This window comes from Bradyrhizobium ganzhouense, from assembly GCF_049949285.1.
GTDB classification, from domain to species: domain Bacteria; phylum Pseudomonadota; class Alphaproteobacteria; order Rhizobiales; family Xanthobacteraceae; genus Bradyrhizobium; species Bradyrhizobium ganzhouense.
On record NZ_CP181318.1, the window covers coordinates 7,943,665 to 7,959,885 of the forward strand.

General features: G+C 63.2%; 12 protein-coding genes. 4 read left to right on the forward strand and 8 right to left on the reverse strand.

Annotated elements, in window-relative coordinates; translation table 11 throughout:
• Positions 1–150: 150 nt before the first annotated feature.
• Together ACLFLU_RS36980 and ACLFLU_RS36985 are read left to right on the forward strand one after the other, a co-directional pair.
• The gene (locus tag ACLFLU_RS36980; protein ID WP_426409576.1) at positions 151–1,524 is read left to right on the forward strand and encodes a leucyl aminopeptidase family protein; all 1,374 of its coding nucleotides are present in this window, start codon (positions 151–153) and stop codon (positions 1,522–1,524) included.
• Positions 1,517–2,359 carry an NlpC/P60 family protein gene (locus ACLFLU_RS36985; protein WP_426409577.1) on the forward strand — a complete coding sequence of 281 codons (843 nt, stop codon included), beginning with the start codon at positions 1,517–1,519 and terminating at the stop codon, positions 2,357–2,359. Before ACLFLU_RS36980 ends, ACLFLU_RS36985 begins: the two co-directional genes overlap by 8 nt.
• 71 nt (positions 2,360–2,430) lie before the next feature.
• Here the strand turns inward: ACLFLU_RS36985 and ACLFLU_RS36990 are convergent, their stop codons facing one another.
• From ACLFLU_RS36990 to ACLFLU_RS37020, 7 genes are all read right to left on the reverse strand, one after another.
• Positions 2,431–4,542 carry a GAF domain-containing protein gene (locus tag ACLFLU_RS36990; protein WP_426409578.1) on the reverse strand — a complete coding sequence of 704 codons (2,112 nt, stop codon included), beginning with the start codon at positions 4,540–4,542 and terminating at the stop codon, positions 2,431–2,433.
• An 83-nt stretch (positions 4,543–4,625) separates the two neighbouring features.
• Positions 4,626–6,263 (reverse strand): ABC transporter ATP-binding protein, encoded by a 1,638-nt coding sequence (locus tag ACLFLU_RS36995; RefSeq protein WP_426409579.1) that lies wholly within the window; start codon positions 6,261–6,263, stop codon positions 4,626–4,628.
• Between the two features lie 7 nt (positions 6,264–6,270).
• Positions 6,271–7,449, reverse strand: coding sequence for an ABC transporter permease (locus tag ACLFLU_RS37000; RefSeq protein ID WP_426409580.1), 1,179 nt, complete (start codon positions 7,447–7,449; stop codon positions 6,271–6,273).
• Positions 7,449–8,558, reverse strand: coding sequence for a microcin C ABC transporter permease YejB (locus ACLFLU_RS37005; protein ID WP_426409581.1), 1,110 nt, complete (start codon positions 8,556–8,558; stop codon positions 7,449–7,451). The genes ACLFLU_RS37000 and ACLFLU_RS37005 overlap by 1 nt, the downstream gene beginning before the upstream one ends.
• Before the next feature lie 2 nt (positions 8,559–8,560).
• The gene (locus ACLFLU_RS37010) at positions 8,561–10,447 is read right to left on the reverse strand and encodes an extracellular solute-binding protein (RefSeq protein ID WP_426409582.1); all 1,887 of its coding nucleotides are present in this window, start codon (positions 10,445–10,447) and stop codon (positions 8,561–8,563) included.
• A 14-nt stretch (positions 10,448–10,461) separates the two neighbouring features.
• A complete protein-coding gene (locus ACLFLU_RS37015) occupies positions 10,462–12,357 on the reverse strand; it encodes an extracellular solute-binding protein (RefSeq protein ID WP_426409583.1) in 1,896 nt (631 codons plus the stop codon).
• Positions 12,358–12,570: 213 nt separating this feature from the next.
• Positions 12,571–13,125, reverse strand: a complete 555-nt coding sequence (locus tag ACLFLU_RS37020; protein WP_426409584.1) for a c-type cytochrome — start codon at positions 13,123–13,125, stop codon at positions 12,571–12,573.
• A 235-nt stretch (positions 13,126–13,360) separates the two neighbouring features.
• Between ACLFLU_RS37020 and ACLFLU_RS37025 the strand changes: the two genes are divergently transcribed.
• On the forward strand, positions 13,361–14,101 hold the full coding sequence (locus ACLFLU_RS37025) for a 3-deoxy-manno-octulosonate cytidylyltransferase (RefSeq protein ID WP_426409585.1): 741 nt from the start codon (positions 13,361–13,363) through the stop codon (positions 14,099–14,101).
• 21 nt (positions 14,102–14,122) lie between these two features.
• Positions 14,123–14,980 carry a prephenate dehydratase gene (locus ACLFLU_RS37030; protein ID WP_426409586.1) on the forward strand — a complete coding sequence of 286 codons (858 nt, stop codon included), beginning with the start codon at positions 14,123–14,125 and terminating at the stop codon, positions 14,978–14,980.
• A gap of 124 nt (positions 14,981–15,104) precedes the next feature.
• Here the strand turns inward: ACLFLU_RS37030 and ACLFLU_RS37035 are convergent, their stop codons facing one another.
• Positions 15,105–16,121 (reverse strand): LLM class flavin-dependent oxidoreductase, encoded by a 1,017-nt coding sequence (locus ACLFLU_RS37035; protein ID WP_426409587.1) that lies wholly within the window; start codon positions 16,119–16,121, stop codon positions 15,105–15,107.
• Positions 16,122–16,221 lie beyond the last annotated feature (100 nt).

The window sequence follows — 16,221 nt, forward strand, 5'->3', positions numbered from 1 at the left end:
TTTCTGCGCAATCAGGCAACCGCCACCGGAACCTAGCATGGCTGCGTCTCTGCGAGTAGCCGCTCACCGGTCGGTGACCGCAAAGCCGATTGCAGCCACCGCAAAACTCTGCGAAGTCTCCTCCAACCGAATGACCTTGCGGACCAGCCAATGCCTTCCGTCTTCGAGACGTCCACGACTGCCACCCCGATTACCTTCGTCACCAAATCGAGCTGGGATGCCGTGCACGAGGCGCTGCCGCCAGCGCAACGCCGGTTCGCCATAGCGAGCGCCTTTGCCGCCAAGCCGGGCGGCTATCTCGCGCTGCCCGCCCCCGACGGCACGATCGCGCAAGTGCTGTTCGGCCTCGAGGACGACGACGCCAGATCGCGCGATCCGTTCCGGCCGGGCGCGTTGCCGGGCCTGCTGCCGCCAGGCACCTACCGCTTTGCCAATGCACCGCACGATGCACGACTGGCGGCGCTCGCCTTCGCGCTCGGCAGCTACCGCTTCGCCCGTTACCGCAAGGCGGACCGCCCCGACGTCCGGCTGGTACCGCCTGATGGTGTCGATCCGGCCGAGATCAACCGCATGGCGGATGCCGCGATGCTGGCGCGCGACCTCATCAACACGCCGTCCAACGACATGGGGCCGGAGGAGCTGGCCGCGGCCGCGCAACAGCTCGCCGCCGAGTTCGGCGCGAGCTACGCATGCACCATCGGCGAGGATCTCAAAGCGAACTTTCCGCTGATCCACGCCGTCGGCATGGCCTCGGATCGTGCACCGCGGCTGGTCGACATCACCTGGGGTGATCCCGGCCATCCCAAGGTAACGCTGGTGGGCAAGGGCGTCTGCTTCGACACCGGCGGGCTCGATCTGAAGCCGTCGAGCGGCATGCTGATCATGAAGAAGGACATGGGCGGCGCCGCCAACGTGCTGGCGCTGGCGCGTATGGTGATGGACGCAAAGCTGAAGGTGCGCCTGCGCGTACTGATTCCGGCGGTCGAGAATGCGGTTTCCGGCAACGCCTTCCGCCCGCTTGACATCTTCACCTCCCGCAAGGGCATCACCGTCGAGATCGGCAATACCGATGCGGAAGGCCGGCTGGTGCTCGCCGATGCGCTGGCCCTCGCCGACGAGGAGCAGCCCGAGCTGCTGATCGATCTGGGCACGCTGACCGGCGCCGCGCGCGTCGCGCTGGGACCGGATTTACCGCCCTTTTACACCAATGATGAGACGCTGGCCGCCGACGTCGCGCGCTGCGCGGTGAAGGAGAACGATCCGTTGTGGCGCATGCCGCTGTGGCCGCCTTACGATGCGTGGCTGGACTCCAAGACCGCCACCATCACCAACGCGCCTTCCGGCGGCTTTGCCGGCTCAATCACCTGCGCGTTGTTCCTGCAACGCTTCGTCGAGCAGGCCACGAGCTGGCTTCACGTGGATATTTACGGCTGGACGCCGTCGGCCAAGCCGGCGCGGCCGGAGGGTGGCGAATGCCAGGCCGCCCGCGCCATCTACAAGGTGCTGAGCGAGCGCTATGCATGATCCGCGGCTGACGCCGGCGCGGGGCGACATCGCCGCGAAATATCTCGAAGGCAAGGTCGAGGCGGATCGCTTCGTCGCCGGCGAGGACTTCGAGGTGGTCGAAGCGATTGCACCTGTGCGCGAACAACCGTCCTCGAATGCGATGCTGATGACGGAAGCGCTGCGCGGTGAGCGCGTTACGGTCTACGACCGCAACGGCGAAGGCTGGGCCTGGGGCCAGCTTGCCGGTGACGGCTATGTCGGCTGGCTGCCTGATGCAGCGCTCATGCGGCCGGCGGCCGCGCCGACGCACAAGGTGAGCGCGCTCCGAACATTTGCCTTCCCCGGCCCCTCGATCAAGTTGCCACCCGTCGACACGCTGGTTCTGGGATCGAAGCTAACGATCGCGCGCGAGGATGGCAGTTTCGCCGTTACCCGCGACGGAACATATGTGCCGAAAGCGCATCTCGCGGCGCTCGACCATCGCGAGCCGGACTTCGTCGCGGTCGCCGAACGTTTCGTCGGCACGCCCTATCTCTGGGGCGGCAAGAGCAGTCTTGGCATCGACTGCTCCGGCCTCGTCCAGGTCTCGCTGACATCAGCCGGCACCGGCTGCCCGCGCGACAGCGACATGCAGCAGGCCGGACTCGGCCGCGCGCTGGAGCCGCGTGAGCGAAACAGCCTGCTGCGCGGCGATCTGATCTTCTGGAAGGGCCACGTCGCCATCGTGCGCGATAGCAGCACGATGGTTCACGCCAACGCGCATCACATGGCGACGGTGATCGAGGCGATCGAGCCGGCCATCGCGCGGATCAAGGCGGCCGGCAGTGAGATTGTCGCGATCAAGCGGCTGTAGTGACCAAGCGTTGCGCTCGGAGTTCGCGCGGAAATTGGCGGCGAAACAAAGCTTCGACATCCGGCCGGTGTTTAATTTTCTCTTCCAACACTGGCTTGCGCTGCCGCGTTGCGCGGCAAAGCAATGATAAACTCTGTAAAGCTGCCGGGCTCCGTCTCGACGTCAATCGTCCCACCGTGTTGTTTCACGATGATGTCATGGCTCATCGAAAGGCCGAGCCCCGTGCCTTCGCCCGCCGGTTTGGTGGTGAAGAACGGATTGAACATCTTTTGCTTCACGTCGGGCGGGATGCCGGTACCATTGTCACGGATACGGATTTCGACCCTGTTGCCGAGATTTTTCGTGATCGCGGCCAGCGTCGGCTCCAAAGTCTCGTCCGCCGCCTCAGACTTGCGTTTGGTCGCGGCATAGAAGGCGTTGGAAATCAGGTTCAACAGTGCCCTGGTGATCTCCTGCGGGTAGAGTTCGACCGATCCGACATCGGGGTCGAGGTCCCGCGTCAGCTTGATGTTGAACTCGGACTTTTCCGCTCGCGCGCCGTGATAGGCGAGATTCAGGCTCTCTTCGACCAGCGCGTTGACGTTGGTCGGGCGACGTTCGCCGGAACCCTCCCGGGAGTGCAGGAGCATGTTCTTGACGATTGAATCGGCTCTCTTGCCGTGCTGCACCACCTTTTCGAGATTGGATTTCAACATCGCCGTCAGTTCGCTGACATCGCCGCGCAACTTCTGATCGAGAGCAGCCGGGGCAAGCGTCTCGTCCAGTTCGTCCACCAGCTCAGCAGAAAGCGCCGAGAAATTGTTGACGAAATTGAGCGGATTCTTGATCTCGTGCGCGATGCCTGCCGTGAGCTGGCCGAGTGAAGCCAGCTTCTCGGTTTGGATCAGACGATCCTGCGCAGTGCGCAGATCTTCAAGGGAACGGGTCAATTCATCGGTGCGTTCGCGCAACTCCCGGAGTAGCCGCGTATTCTCGATGGCGATGACGGCCTGCCTGGTGAAATTCTCGACCAGGGCAATCTGCTTTTCAGTAAAGGGCCGGACCTCCTGGCGGAAGATGGTAATCGTTCCGATCAACTCGCTTTCCTTCAACATCGGCACGGTCAAGATCGTGCGAGCGCACGCGATCTCGGCTATCGCGACCGCCGCCGGATCTCTCGCAAGATATGCCGGGCCTTCGCGCACATCCACAAGCTGCACAGGCTGGCGGCTCCTGACGACAGCTGCGAGACCGCCCGCAGGATGAGGACGGATCGGCACCTGTCGCCGCCAGTCCGCAAACGCGGGGGGCACGTTATAGTCTGCGACAAGTTTGAAACTCTCTCCGTCCCATAGATTCATCGTGCCGAAAGTCGCGCCGCAAACGCGCGTGGCATTTTCGAGCATTTTCCGAAACACCGGCTCGAGTTCACCCAGTGACAAACTGATGACCTGCAAGACTTCCGACGTGGCGGTCTGCTGCTCCAAAGACTCGGTCAATTCAACCGTGCGTTCCCGGACCTCCTTGAACAGCTCGACATTGGAAATAGCGATCGCGGCCTGGTCGGCGAATGTCTGCAGCAATTCGACATGATGATCGGCGAACGGACCAGGCTCGGCCCGCGTTACACTGATCAAACCGATTGGGCGGTTGTCACGCAACAGCGGAACAAGCAGCGCGCTGCGCCAACCACGCATCCGCGCCACGTCTTGCAGAGTGGGAGGAACGGCTGCTTCGCTCTCAATATCGGGAACCAAGGCAATTTGACCGTTGCGAATTGTCTCACCGAAGCCAACCGCCGACAGGGGCCGTGGGAACATGGATTTGAGCGCCGCATCGGCCTCTGGACTGGTCGGCGTGAACGCCATCAAGTGCTGTACATCGTCGACCAAACGGTACACCGCGGTCACCACACCATTCAGCAGCCGATTCGAACGCTCCGCGATGGCGTCAAATACAGGCTGCACGTCGTCAGGCGAACTCGCGATCACTTTCAGGATGTCGGCGGTCGCTGTCTGCCGCTCAAGCGCTTGATACAGCTCTCTGGCTTGCCGCTCGAGCTGCAACTCCAGTTCTGCAACCGACCGACCTTTGCGGGGCTTGGGCGTCGCAGGGCGCTTCGCCTTGGCGATCTCGCCGCCCTTTGCCTGCCTTGCGTTGCGGGCCTTGCTGGTCTTGTCACCAGCTCTTGAAATCCGCGCCATATCCGCCTCTGAGAGTGAACAGGGCCATCTTATCCATGGGAACCTTCAATCCGGAAGGGCCGAAAGAGCCGCGACCGGAAAAGCTAGGTCGCCACCGAACCGTTGCCAGCCGTCTCCAGCCGGAACGCCGCCGCAAACAGCGCGCGCGTGTAATCCGTCTTCGGATTCTTGAACAGCTCGGCCGCCTGGCCTTCCTCGACCACCTTGCCGCCCCGCATCACGATGAGGTGGCTGGCAAGCGAGGCGACGACGCGCAGATCGTGCGAGATGAACATGTAGGTGAGATCGCGCCTGCGCTGCAATTCACGCAGCAGGTCGACCATCTGCGCCTGAATAAGCATGTCGAGCGCGCTGGTCGGCTCGTCCAGTACGACGAAATCCGGCTCCAGCACCACCGCGCGCGCGATGCTGATGCGCTGGCGCTGGCCGCCGGAAAATTCATGGGGGTAGCGATATCGGGTGTCAGGCTTCAACCCGACATCCTCCAGCGCCTTGACGACACGCGCCTCCCGCTCCTCGCGCGACAGCTTTGGCTGATGCACGGAAAGGCCTTCGGCGATGATGTCGGCGACCGACATGCGCGGGCTGAGCGAGCCGAACGGATCCTGAAACACGATCTGCATGTCGCGCCGGAACGGCCGCATCTCCTTGAAGCGCAGGCCCTGGATGTCCTTGCCCAGGAACACGATGCGTCCATTCGAGGAGATCAATCGCAGCAGTGCGAGCCCCAGCGTCGTCTTGCCCGACCCGGATTCACCGACGACGCCGAGCGTCTCGCCCTTGCGCACGGCGACACTGACGCCGTCCACCGCCTTGATATGACCGACCGTCTTGCGCATCAGCCCGCGCTTGATCGGAAACCAGACCTTCAGGTCATTGGCCGACATCACAACCGGCGCGCCCGGTTGCGGCGGCGCCGGATCGGGTTTCGGCTCCGCCGCCAGCAGATCGCGCGTATAGGGATGCTTCGGGTTGGTGAAGACCTGCTCGACCGGCCCCTGCTCGACGATCACGCCGCCCTTCATGACACAGACGGTGTCGGCGATGCGTCGCACGATGCCGAGATCATGGGTGATGAAGAGCAGGCTCATGCCGAGCCGCGAACGGATCTCGGCGAGCAGCGCCAGGATCTGCGCCTGCACGGTGACGTCGAGCGCCGTGGTCGGCTCGTCCGCGATCAGCAAATCCGGCTCGTTGGCCAGCGCCATCGCGATCATCACGCGCTGGCGCTGGCCGCCGGAGAGCTGGTGCGGATAACTGTTCAGCCGCGTCTCCGGCTCGGGAATGCCGACCTGCGTCAGCAGCTCCAGCGTCCGTTTGCGCGCCTGCGCGTTGCTGGTCGGATTGTGCAGCTGGATGATCTCGCCGATCTGCGCCTCGATCGTGTGCAGCGGATTGAGCGAGGTCATCGGCTCCTGGAAGATGATGGAGATGTCGCTGCCGCGAATCTCCCGCATCTCTCGCTCCGACCGGTCGATCAGCTCCTGCCCCTTGAAGCGGATGCTGCCGGAGGGATGCGAAGCACTGGGATAGGGCAGCAGCTTCAGGATCGAGAGCGCGCTGACCGACTTGCCCGAACCGGACTCGCCGACCAATGCGACGCATTCGCCGCGCTTGATCTGGAACGAGACCTTGTCGACCGCAAGCGTCGTGTTGCCGCCTTGGTGGAAGGCCACCGAGAGGTCGCGCACCGCAAGCAAAGGCTGGTTGATCGCGTCCATCACACCCTCACTTGAACGTCTTGCGCGGGTCGAAGGCGTCGCGCACGGCTTCGCCGATGAAGATCAAGAGCGACAGCATGATCGCGACAGAGAAGAAGCCGGAGAAACCGAGCCAAGGCGCCTGCACGTTCGACTTGCCCTGCGACAGCAGCTCGCCGAGCGAGGGCGATCCGGGCGGCAGCCCGAAGCCGAGGAAGTCCAGGGCCGTCAGCGTCATCACCGAACTCGACACGATGAACGGCAGGAACGTCATGGTCGCGACCATCGCATTCGGCAGCAAATGCTTGAACATGATCACGGAGCTCGAGACGCCAAGCGCTCGCGCCGCCTGGATGTACTCGAAATTGCGCCCGCGCAAAAACTCCGCGCGCACCAGTCCGACCAGCGACACCCAGGAAAACAACAGCAGGATGCCAAGAAGCACGAAGAAGCCGGGCACGAGCACCGACGACAGGATGAGCAGCAGATAGAGCGACGGGATCGCAGTCCATATTTCAATGAAACGCTGGAACAACAGGTCGATCCAGCCGCCGAAATAGCCCTGCACCGCGCCGGCGGCGATGCCGATGATGGAGGAGACGATGGTCAGGCAGAGGCCGAACAGCACCGAGATGCGGAAACCGTAGATCAGCCGCGCCACCACGTCGCGGCCCTGATCGTCGGTGCCGAGCCAGTTGTATTCGAGGTCACGGCAGCTCTTGAGGCCCTTCTTCTCGACGACGGGTTTGCATTGCGCCTCCGTCAACATCCAGGTTGGCGGCGACGGCGCCGGCGTCGGCAGATCGAGATTGTGGGTGTCGTAGGAGTAGCGGATCAGCGGCCAGACGATGCTGCCGCCCTTGTCCTTGATCAGCTTCTGTAAATAAGGATCGCGGTAGTCGGCCGCCGTTTCGAAGTCGCCGCCGAAGGTCGTCTCGGAATAGGTGACGAAGGCCGGCCAGTAGAGGTGGCCGTCATATTTGATCATGAACGGCCGATCATTGGCGATCAGCTCGGCAAACAGCGACACCACGAAAAGGATCATGAAGATCCAGAACGACCAGTAGCCGCGCCGGTTCGACTTGAAATTATCCCAGCGCCGTCTGTTGAGCGGCGATGGCGCGAACGGCTTGCGCGTGATCGGCACGGCGTCACCGAGCGGCGACTTCGCGGTGGTCTCGATCGGGGTGGGAGCGGTCAGCGCCATCAGACTTCCCGCGCCTCGAAATCGATCCGCGGGTCGATCCACATGTAGGTTATGTCCGAGATCAGGTTGACCACGAGGCCGACGAGCGAAAAGATGAAAAGCGTGCCGAACACCACGGGGTAGTCGCGGTTCAGAACGCTTTCAAAACTGAGCAGTCCCAGCCCGTCCAGCGAGAAGATGGTCTCGATCAGAAGCGAGCCCGAGAAGAAGGCGTGGATGAAGGTGCTGGGAAAGCCTGCGATGACAATGAGCATCGCGTTGCGGAAGACGTGGCCATAGAGCACCCGGTTCTCGCTGCAGCCCTTCGCGCGCGCGGTCATCACGTATTGCTTGCGGATTTCGTCCAGAAACGAGTTCTTGGTCAGGAACGTCATGGTGGTGAACGCGCCGAGCCCCATGGCGATCAGCGGCAGCGTCAAATGCCAGAAGTAATCGATGATCTTCCAGTACCAGGGAAATTGCGACCAGCCGTCCGATGTCAGCCCGCGCAGCGGGAACCAGTTGAAGAACGAGCCGCCGGCAAACAGGATGATCAGGAGGATCGCGAACAGGAAGCCGGGGATCGCGTAGCCGAGCACGAGCACGGTCGACGTCCAGGTGTCGAAGCGCGTTCCGTCCTTGACCGCTTTGCGGATGCCGAGCGGTATCGAGATCAGGTAGGTCAGGAACGTCAGCCAGATGCCGAGCGAGATCGAGACCGGCAGTTTTTCCTTGACCAGCTGGAGCACGCTGACATCGCGGAAATAGCTGTTGCCGAAATCGAAGCGGGCGAAATTCCAGACCATCAGCGCGAAGCGTTCCGGTGCCGGCTTGTCAAAGCCGAATTGCTTCTCCAGCTTCTTGATGAAGTCGGGGTCGAGGCCCTGCGCGCCGCGATATTTCGAGTTGATGGCGTCGCCTCCGGCGCCCAGCTGTCCGGGCGCGCGTTGCGCAAAGTCGCCGCCGCCCGAGATGCGGGAGCTGCCGCCGGTGTCGGCGCCCGACAGCTGCGCGATCACGCGCTCAACCGGACCGCCCGGCGCGAACTGCACGACGACAAAGGAGACGAAAAGGATTCCGAGCAAGGTCGGGATCATCAAAAGGATACGGCGGGCGATATAGGCGCTCATGATTACTTCGCCTGCTCGATCTTGGTCGCCTTGGCGGGATCATACCACCACAAGGTCCGTTCGCCGACGCCGCTTGCATAGTCGGAGATCGCGTAACGCGGCAGATTCGCGGGATGGCTGAACTGGTCCCAATAAGCCAGCCGGTGGCTGGTATTATACCATTGCGGCACCCAATAGCGACCGGCGCGGAAGACGCGGTCGATCGCCCGGCAGGCGACGGTCAGATCATTGCGCGTCTCGGCCGCCATCGCCTTGTCGACCAGCGCGTCGAGCGCGGGACTGGATGCGCCGGCAAGATTGTAGGACCCCTTCGTCGCCGCGGCCTGCGAGGTGAAGTAGGTGCGCAGGCTGTCGCCGGGCGTCGCCGACATGGTCAGGCGGTTGATCGCCACGTCGAAATCGAAGGATTCGACCCGGGCGCGATACTGGACGGCATCGATCAGACGCAAATTCGCCTCGATGCCGAGCATGTTCAGGTTCTTGAGGAACGAGGCGTGGTGCGGCTGGAACGACGCCTCGTCGGTCAGGAACTCGATGCTGAAGACCTCGCCGCTCGGCAGCACCCGCTTGCCGTCCTTGACCGGAAGCTGCGCCTCCTGGAGCAATTGCTGCGCCTTGCGGAGCAGCGCGCGATCCTGCCCCGAACCGTCAGACACCGGTGGCACATATGGCTCGCCGAAGACTTCATCAGGCACCTGGCCACGGAAGGGCTCGAGCAGCTTCAGCTCCTCGGGCGACGGCATCCCTTCGGCGACGAGATCGGAATTCTGGAACGGCGAGCGCGTGCGCGCATAGGCGCCGTACATGATGGTCTTGTTGGTCCATTCGAAGTCGAACGCGCAGTTCAGCGCCTCGCGGACCTTGAGATTCTTGAATTTGTCCCGCCGCGTGTTGAGGAACCAGCCCTGGCCGCCCGACGGCGTCTGATCCGGCACCTCCTCGCGCTTGACGCGGCCGTCCTTGATGGCCGGGAAGTCGTAACGCGTCGCCCAGATGCGCGAGGTGAATTCCTCGCGATAGAGATAGTTCTTGCCGGTGAAGCCTTCGAAGGCGACGTCGCGATCGCGGTAGAATTCGTAGCGGATCACGTCGAAATTGTTGCTGCCGCGGCAGACCGGCAGCTCAGCACCCCACCAATCCTTGACGCGTTCGAACTCGATGAAGCGATTGATCTCGAACTTGCCGACCTTGTAGGGCCCCGAGCCCAGCGGTGTGTCCGTGGTGGTCTCGTCGAATGCCCGATTCGCGTAATAGGCCTTGGAGAAGATCGGAAGGCCCGCCACGTAGAGCGGCACGTCGCGCGCGCGCTTCTCGGCGAAGGTCACGATCACCGTGGCATCGTCGATGGCCTCGGCGCCCTTGACGTCGCGCATCTGGATCTGGATCAGCGGATGACCCTTCTCCTTCAGCACGTTGACCGAGAACGCGACGTCGTGCGCTGTCAGCTTCGCGCCGTCATGAAACTTCGCCTCGGGCCGCATCGTGAAGCGATAGGCGAGCTTGTCGGGAGAGATCTGCACCGACTTCGCGGCGAAGCCATACATGGCGTCAGGCTCGTCACCGGCACGCGCCATCAGCGTGGCGAAGGCCAGGTCCATGCCTTGTGCGCCCTCGCCCTTCAGGACAAAGGCGTTGAGCGAGTTGAAGGTGAAGAAAGACTGGTTGTAGCCCTTCGTTGACGGAATCAGCGAGAACGTGCCGCCCTTCGGCGCGTCGAGATTGACATAGTCGAAATGGTGGAAGTCCGCGGGATATTTGAGATCGCCGAACGCCGACATGCCGTGGGCATCGATGGGCCCCTCGGACGCCGCCGCGTTGCGGAGTGCGGCAGCGCTCAGCGCGCCGCCGACACCGAGGACCAGCACATGCCGGCGTGAAAGCTGCGCCATGCGCAATTGCTTCCTCAAGAGCGTTTTCCGATCCGCGCCGCCTTTTCAGCGTCGTACCACCACAGCGTCGGCAGGCCGGAGCGGCCATATTTCGGCAACGGCTCGGCATGACCAAAGCGATCCCAGCGGGCGTAGCGCGAGAAGCCGTAGGTGAATTGCGGCACGAGGTAGAAATTCCAGAGCAGCACGCGGTCGAGCGCGTGGGTCGCTGCAACCAGCTCGCCCCGGTCCTTGGCGTAGATCACCTTCTCGATCAAGGCATCGACCGCGGGATTCTTGATGCCGATGGTGTTGCGCGCACCCGGAATGTCGGCGGACTGCGAGCCCCAGAACTCGCGCTGCTCGTTACCGGGCGAGAGCGACTCGCCCCACTGATCGATGATCATGTCGAAGTCGAAGCTGCGCAGCCTGTTCTGGTATTGCGCATCGTCGACCACGCGAATCGAGGCGCTGACGCCGATCCGCTCCAGCGACGGCTTGTAGAACAGGGCGATGCGTTCCGACGACGGATCCTGTACCAGGATCTCGACAGTCAGCGGCTTGCCGGTGCTATCGACCAGCTTGTGGTCCTTGACCTCGAAACCAGCTTCTTTCAGCAGCTTTGCCGCCTCGCGCAGATTGGCGCGCACGGCCTCCGGATTGCCGCCAACCGGATTCTGGTACGCCGTGGTGAAGACTTCCGGCGGCACTTTGTCCTTCACGGCTTGAAGGATCTCCAGCTCTTGCCCCTGCGGCAGACCGGAGGACGCAAGTTCCGTTCCCTCGAAATAGCTGCCGATGCGCTTGTACTGGCCGTAGAAGAGCTGCTTGTTCATCTCTTCGAAGTCGAAGGCGTAGTTGAAAGCACGGCGCAGCCGCGCATCCTTGAACTGATCGCGGCGAATGTTGAAAGCGAAGGCCTGCATACGGCCGGAATCGTTGATCGGAAATTCTTCCTTGACCACACGCTTGTCGGCCACCGCCGGAAAGTCGTAGGCCGTGGCCCACTGCTTGGCGGAGTTTTCCGCGATCCAGTCGGCCTGATCCGCCTTGAACGCCTCCAGCGCGACGAGGTTGTCGCGGAAAAACTCGAAACGCAGCTCGTCGAAATTGTTGGTGCCGATCTGGCTCGGGACGTTGGCGCCCCAATAATCCTTGACGCGCTCGAGCTTGATCGAGCGTCCGGCGACGAATTCCTTGATCTTGTACGGCCCGGAGCCGAGCGGCGGCTCCAGCGTGGTCGCGCTGATGTCGCGCTTGCGCCCCTGCGCGTCAGTGCCCTCCCACCAATGCTTCGGCAGCACGGTGAGCTCGCCCACGATGGTCGGCAATTCGCGATTGCCCGGCGCATCGAAGGTGAACTTGACGTCGCGCTCACCGCTCTTCTCCACCTTCGTCACATGGCGGTAGTAAGAGGCATACATCGGGCTCAGCTTCTTCAGGCTCTCCAGCGAGAAGATCACGTCCTCTGGCGTCACCGGCTTGCCATCGTGCCAGCGCGCCTCTTTCCGCAAGCGGTACGTCACCCAGGAAAAATCGTCCGGATGCTGCGCGGATTCGGCGAGCTCGCCATACTCGGTGGCGACCTCGTCCTGGGCACGCGTCATCAGCGTTTCGTAGATCAGCGCCGCGGCCGGCGCGAGCGAGCCCTTGATGCCGGCGACCGCGATGTTGAAATTGTCGAAGGTGCCGAGCGAGATCAGGCGCGCCACGCCACCCTTGGGCGCATCAGGATTGACATAGTCGAAGCGCTTGAAGTCGGCGGGGTACTTGATGTCGCCGAACAACGACAGCGCATGGCGCCACTGGAGTTCACCGGCCGATTGCGCCTCTGCCGTGCGGATGACGGGAACACCCGCCACAGAGCCGAAGGCGGGGAGCGCAGCAACGGCCGCGCCGGAGAGCAGGAGATCGCGTCGGGTAATGGCCAAATCAACATCCCAGTCTTGAAGGAGGTTACCCCTTTAAGTGCTCAATATAGGCGAGGTTTCGACGGAATATGTTGCTTTTTCCTCATCTTGGAAGGCCGGACGACCCCTCAGATGCGGCCAAACGCCCCGATAACAACGCCGCGAGGCCCGAATACGGAAACGGCCAGGCTTTGGGGCCTGGCCGCACATCCAAGATCGAGAGACCGTAGAGCCTTATTTCGCCGCGGTCGGGAGCGGCTTCGGGCTGTCGGAGAGGCTGTTCAGGTAGGCGATCACGTCGGCGCGCTCGCTGTCCTTCGGAATGCCGGCGAAGCCCATCGCGGTGCCGGGGATGTCGCCCTTCGGGTTGGCGATGAACTTGTTCAGCTCGTCGATGGTCCAGGTGCCACCCTTGGCCTTCATCGCGGCCGAGAAGTTGAAGCCGTTGCGGCCTTCGCCGCGATGGTCGTCAACGATGCCGAACAGGTTCGGACCAACGCGATTCGGGCCGCCCTTCTCGAAGGTGTGGCAGGCGGCGCACTTCTTGGCGGCGGAGGCGCCCTTCTCGACGGAGGCGGTCTGGAGCAGCTTTTCGATCGGCTCGGACGGAGCGGCCGCAGCGGCGCCGCCGGCCTTGTCGCCGGCCTCTTCCTTCACGGCGATCTCGAAGCCCGGTTTTTCCGGCATCTTGGGCGAGAACAACGCCTGGGCGGTGAAGCTCGTCACCAGCAGAATGAGACAGGTACCGAGCACAGCACCGAGAATCTTATTGAGTTCGAAAGAGTCCATTTCCGGCCAGGCCCCACACCGCAAGAAGGAATAAGCGGCCGGTCGGCCGCCAGGACGAGCCTCGGGAGAATCAAAGACGTTCCTTATTGTTTCCCCGAGTTTTGCCATTCAGATATCGGTTTGCCCGGGGTCTGGCAACCCGTATAAGCGACCCGGCTTTCAGCCCATCCCCACCACATTTCTCGGTGCGGAAAACGTCCCGTTTCCAGGTCCTTGAACCCAAGCTTCTGAACAAATGACCGATCCCCGCATCCTGGTGCTGATCCCGGCCCGCATGGCCGCCACCCGCCTGCCCGGCAAGCCGCTCGCCGATATCGCGGGCCTGCCGATGATCGTGCATGTGATGCGGCGCGCCGAGGCCGCCGGCATCGGCCGTGTTGCGGTGGCAACCGATACGGCGGAGATCGCCGCGGTCGTGACAGCCCATGGCGGCGAGGCCGTGATGACCCGAGCGGAGCACCCGTCAGGCTCCGACCGCATCCACGAGGCCATGCAGAAGCTCGATCCGGACGGCAAGGCCGAGATCGTGGTCAATCTCCAGGGCGATTTCCCGACGATTGCGCCCGAGAGCCTCCGCGAGGTGCTTCCCCCCTTCGCCGATTCCACGGTCGACATCGTGACGCTGGCCTCGCAGATCCACACGGAGGAGGAGGACCTCGCTCCCAGCGTCGTGAAGGCCATCGGCACCCGCATCGGCCCAAGACGGCTGCGGGCGCTGTATTTCACCCGTGCCACCGCACCTTATGGCAACGGACCGCGCTACCACCATATCGGCGTCTACGCCTACCGCCGCGCCGCCCTTGAGCGGTTCGTGTCCCTGCCGCCCTCGCCCTTGGAGCGCCAGGAAAGTCTGGAGCAGCTGCGGGCCGTGGAGGACGGCATGCGGATCGACATCATGATCGTCGACAGCGTGCCGCGCGGTGTCGACACGCCGCCCGACCTCGAAACCGCCCGCAGCATCCTTTCCAAATCCTGAGCCGCTGTTACAAGGCCGAGCATGAGCAAGATGAAGATCGCATTCCAGGGCGAACCTGGCGCCAATTCCCACATCGCCATCGTCGAGGCCTATCCCGACGCCGAGCCGTTGCCCTGCGCCACCTTCGAGGACGCGCTGTCGGCGATCTCCTCGGGCGAGGCCGATCTCGGCATGATCCCGATCGAGAATTCGGTCGCCGGCCGCGTTGCCGACATCCACCATTTGCTGCCAGCCTCCGGCCTCTTCATCATCGGCGAATGGTTTTTGCCGGTCCGGCATCAGCTGATGGCGATCAAGGGCACTAAACTGTCCGACATCAAGTCCGTCGAGAGCCATGTGCACGCGCTCGGCCAGTGCCGCCGCATCATCCGCAAGCTCGGCATCAAGGGCATCGTGCACGCCGACACCGCCGGCAGTGCCCGCGACATTTCCGAGCGCAAGGACAAGACCGTCGCCGCGATCGCCTCGCGGCTGGCCGCGCAGATCTACGGCCTCGACATCCTCGCCGAGGACATCGAGGACGAGGCCCACAACACCACGCGCTTCGTGGTGCTGGCGCGCGAGCCGAAATGGGCCACGCAGGGTTCGGGCCCGTTGGTCACGACTTTTGTATTTCGCGTGCGCAACCTCCCCGCCGCGCTCTACAAGGCACTCGGCGGCTTTGCCACCAACGGCGTCAACATGACCAAGCTCGAGAGCTATATGGTCGACGGCAATTTCTTCGCCACGCAGTTTTATGCTGACGTCGACGGCCATCCCGAAGACAAGGGCCTTGCATTTGCGATCGAGGAGCTAAAATTCTTCTCGCGCGAATTCCGCATCGTCGGCGTCTATCCCGGCCACCCGTTCCGCGCGACGTTCAGCGAGACGCAGGATTAGTTGTCGCCCCGGCGAAGGCCGGGGCTCATCACCACAACTGCGCGTTGTCGCTGAAGGTCTCTAACACCGAGTTTTCCCGGAGAGACTGCGCGGTATTAGTCCCGGCCTTCGCCGGGACGACGGGCTAAGCCGCCTGCTTCGCCAGCCCGAACGCCTCCGCCAGCAGCGAATACGACCTCTTGCGCGCCTCGTGATCGTACACGGCCGTGATCACCATCAACTCGTCCGGCTTGCTCGCATCCATCAGCGGCTGAAGCTTCTGCTGCACCGTCGCCGGATTGCCGACGAACAGGCGCGAGCGGTTGCGCGCGATCGAGACGCGCTCGGAATCCGTATAGGGATAGGCCAGCGCCTCCTCGACGCTCGGCAGCGGCAGATATTGACCACGGTCGCGGCGCAAGCGGTTGAGGTCAAAAGACGCGGCGAGCTTTTCGGCCTCTTCGTCGGTGTCCGCCGTGATGACGGCGACCGCAAGGATCGCGTGCGGGCTCGCGTTCCAGGCTGAGGGCTGGAAGCGATTGCGGTAATGCACCATCGCATCGATCGCGTCATGAGACGCGAAATGATGGGCGAAGGCGAAGCCCATGCCGACCTGCGCGGCAAGCTCCGAGGAATAATCGCTGGAGCCCAGCAGCCAGATCGGTGGCAGCTTCGTGTCGTCGGGCATCGCGACGACGTTGTGGTAGGGGTGTCCTGCGGGGAATTCGCGGGTCTCCCACAAGATCAGTTCATGCAGCCGCTCCAGAAAATCGTCGCCCTCGCGGCGATCGAGCCGGCTGCGGAGTGCATAGGCCGTGGCGCCATCAGTGCCGGGAGCGCGGCCGAGGCCGAGGTCGATACGGCCGGGAAACAATGCCTCCAGCATCTTGAAGCGCTCGGCCACCACCAGCGGCGCATGGTTGGGCAGCATCACGCCGCCGGAGCCGACGCGGATATGCTTTGTCACCGCAGCGATCTGCCCGATCATCACGTCGGGCGCCGGGCTCGCGACCGAGGCGAGGTTATGGTGCTCGGCGAGCCAGTAGCGGACATAGCCGAGCCCATCGACATGGCGCGCCAGGTCGATACTGTTGCGCAGCGCCGCGGCGGGCTTTGTGCCTGTGGTGACGACGGAGAGGTCGAGGACTGAAAGCGGGATCATGGCACGCTAACGTAGTGGAGGGCCGCGCGGCGGCAATGGGCCAACAGCGCAGGTCTGGCGTGTGCGGGCGCAGAGGTCACGCGAAGCTCAGAGCTGGGCG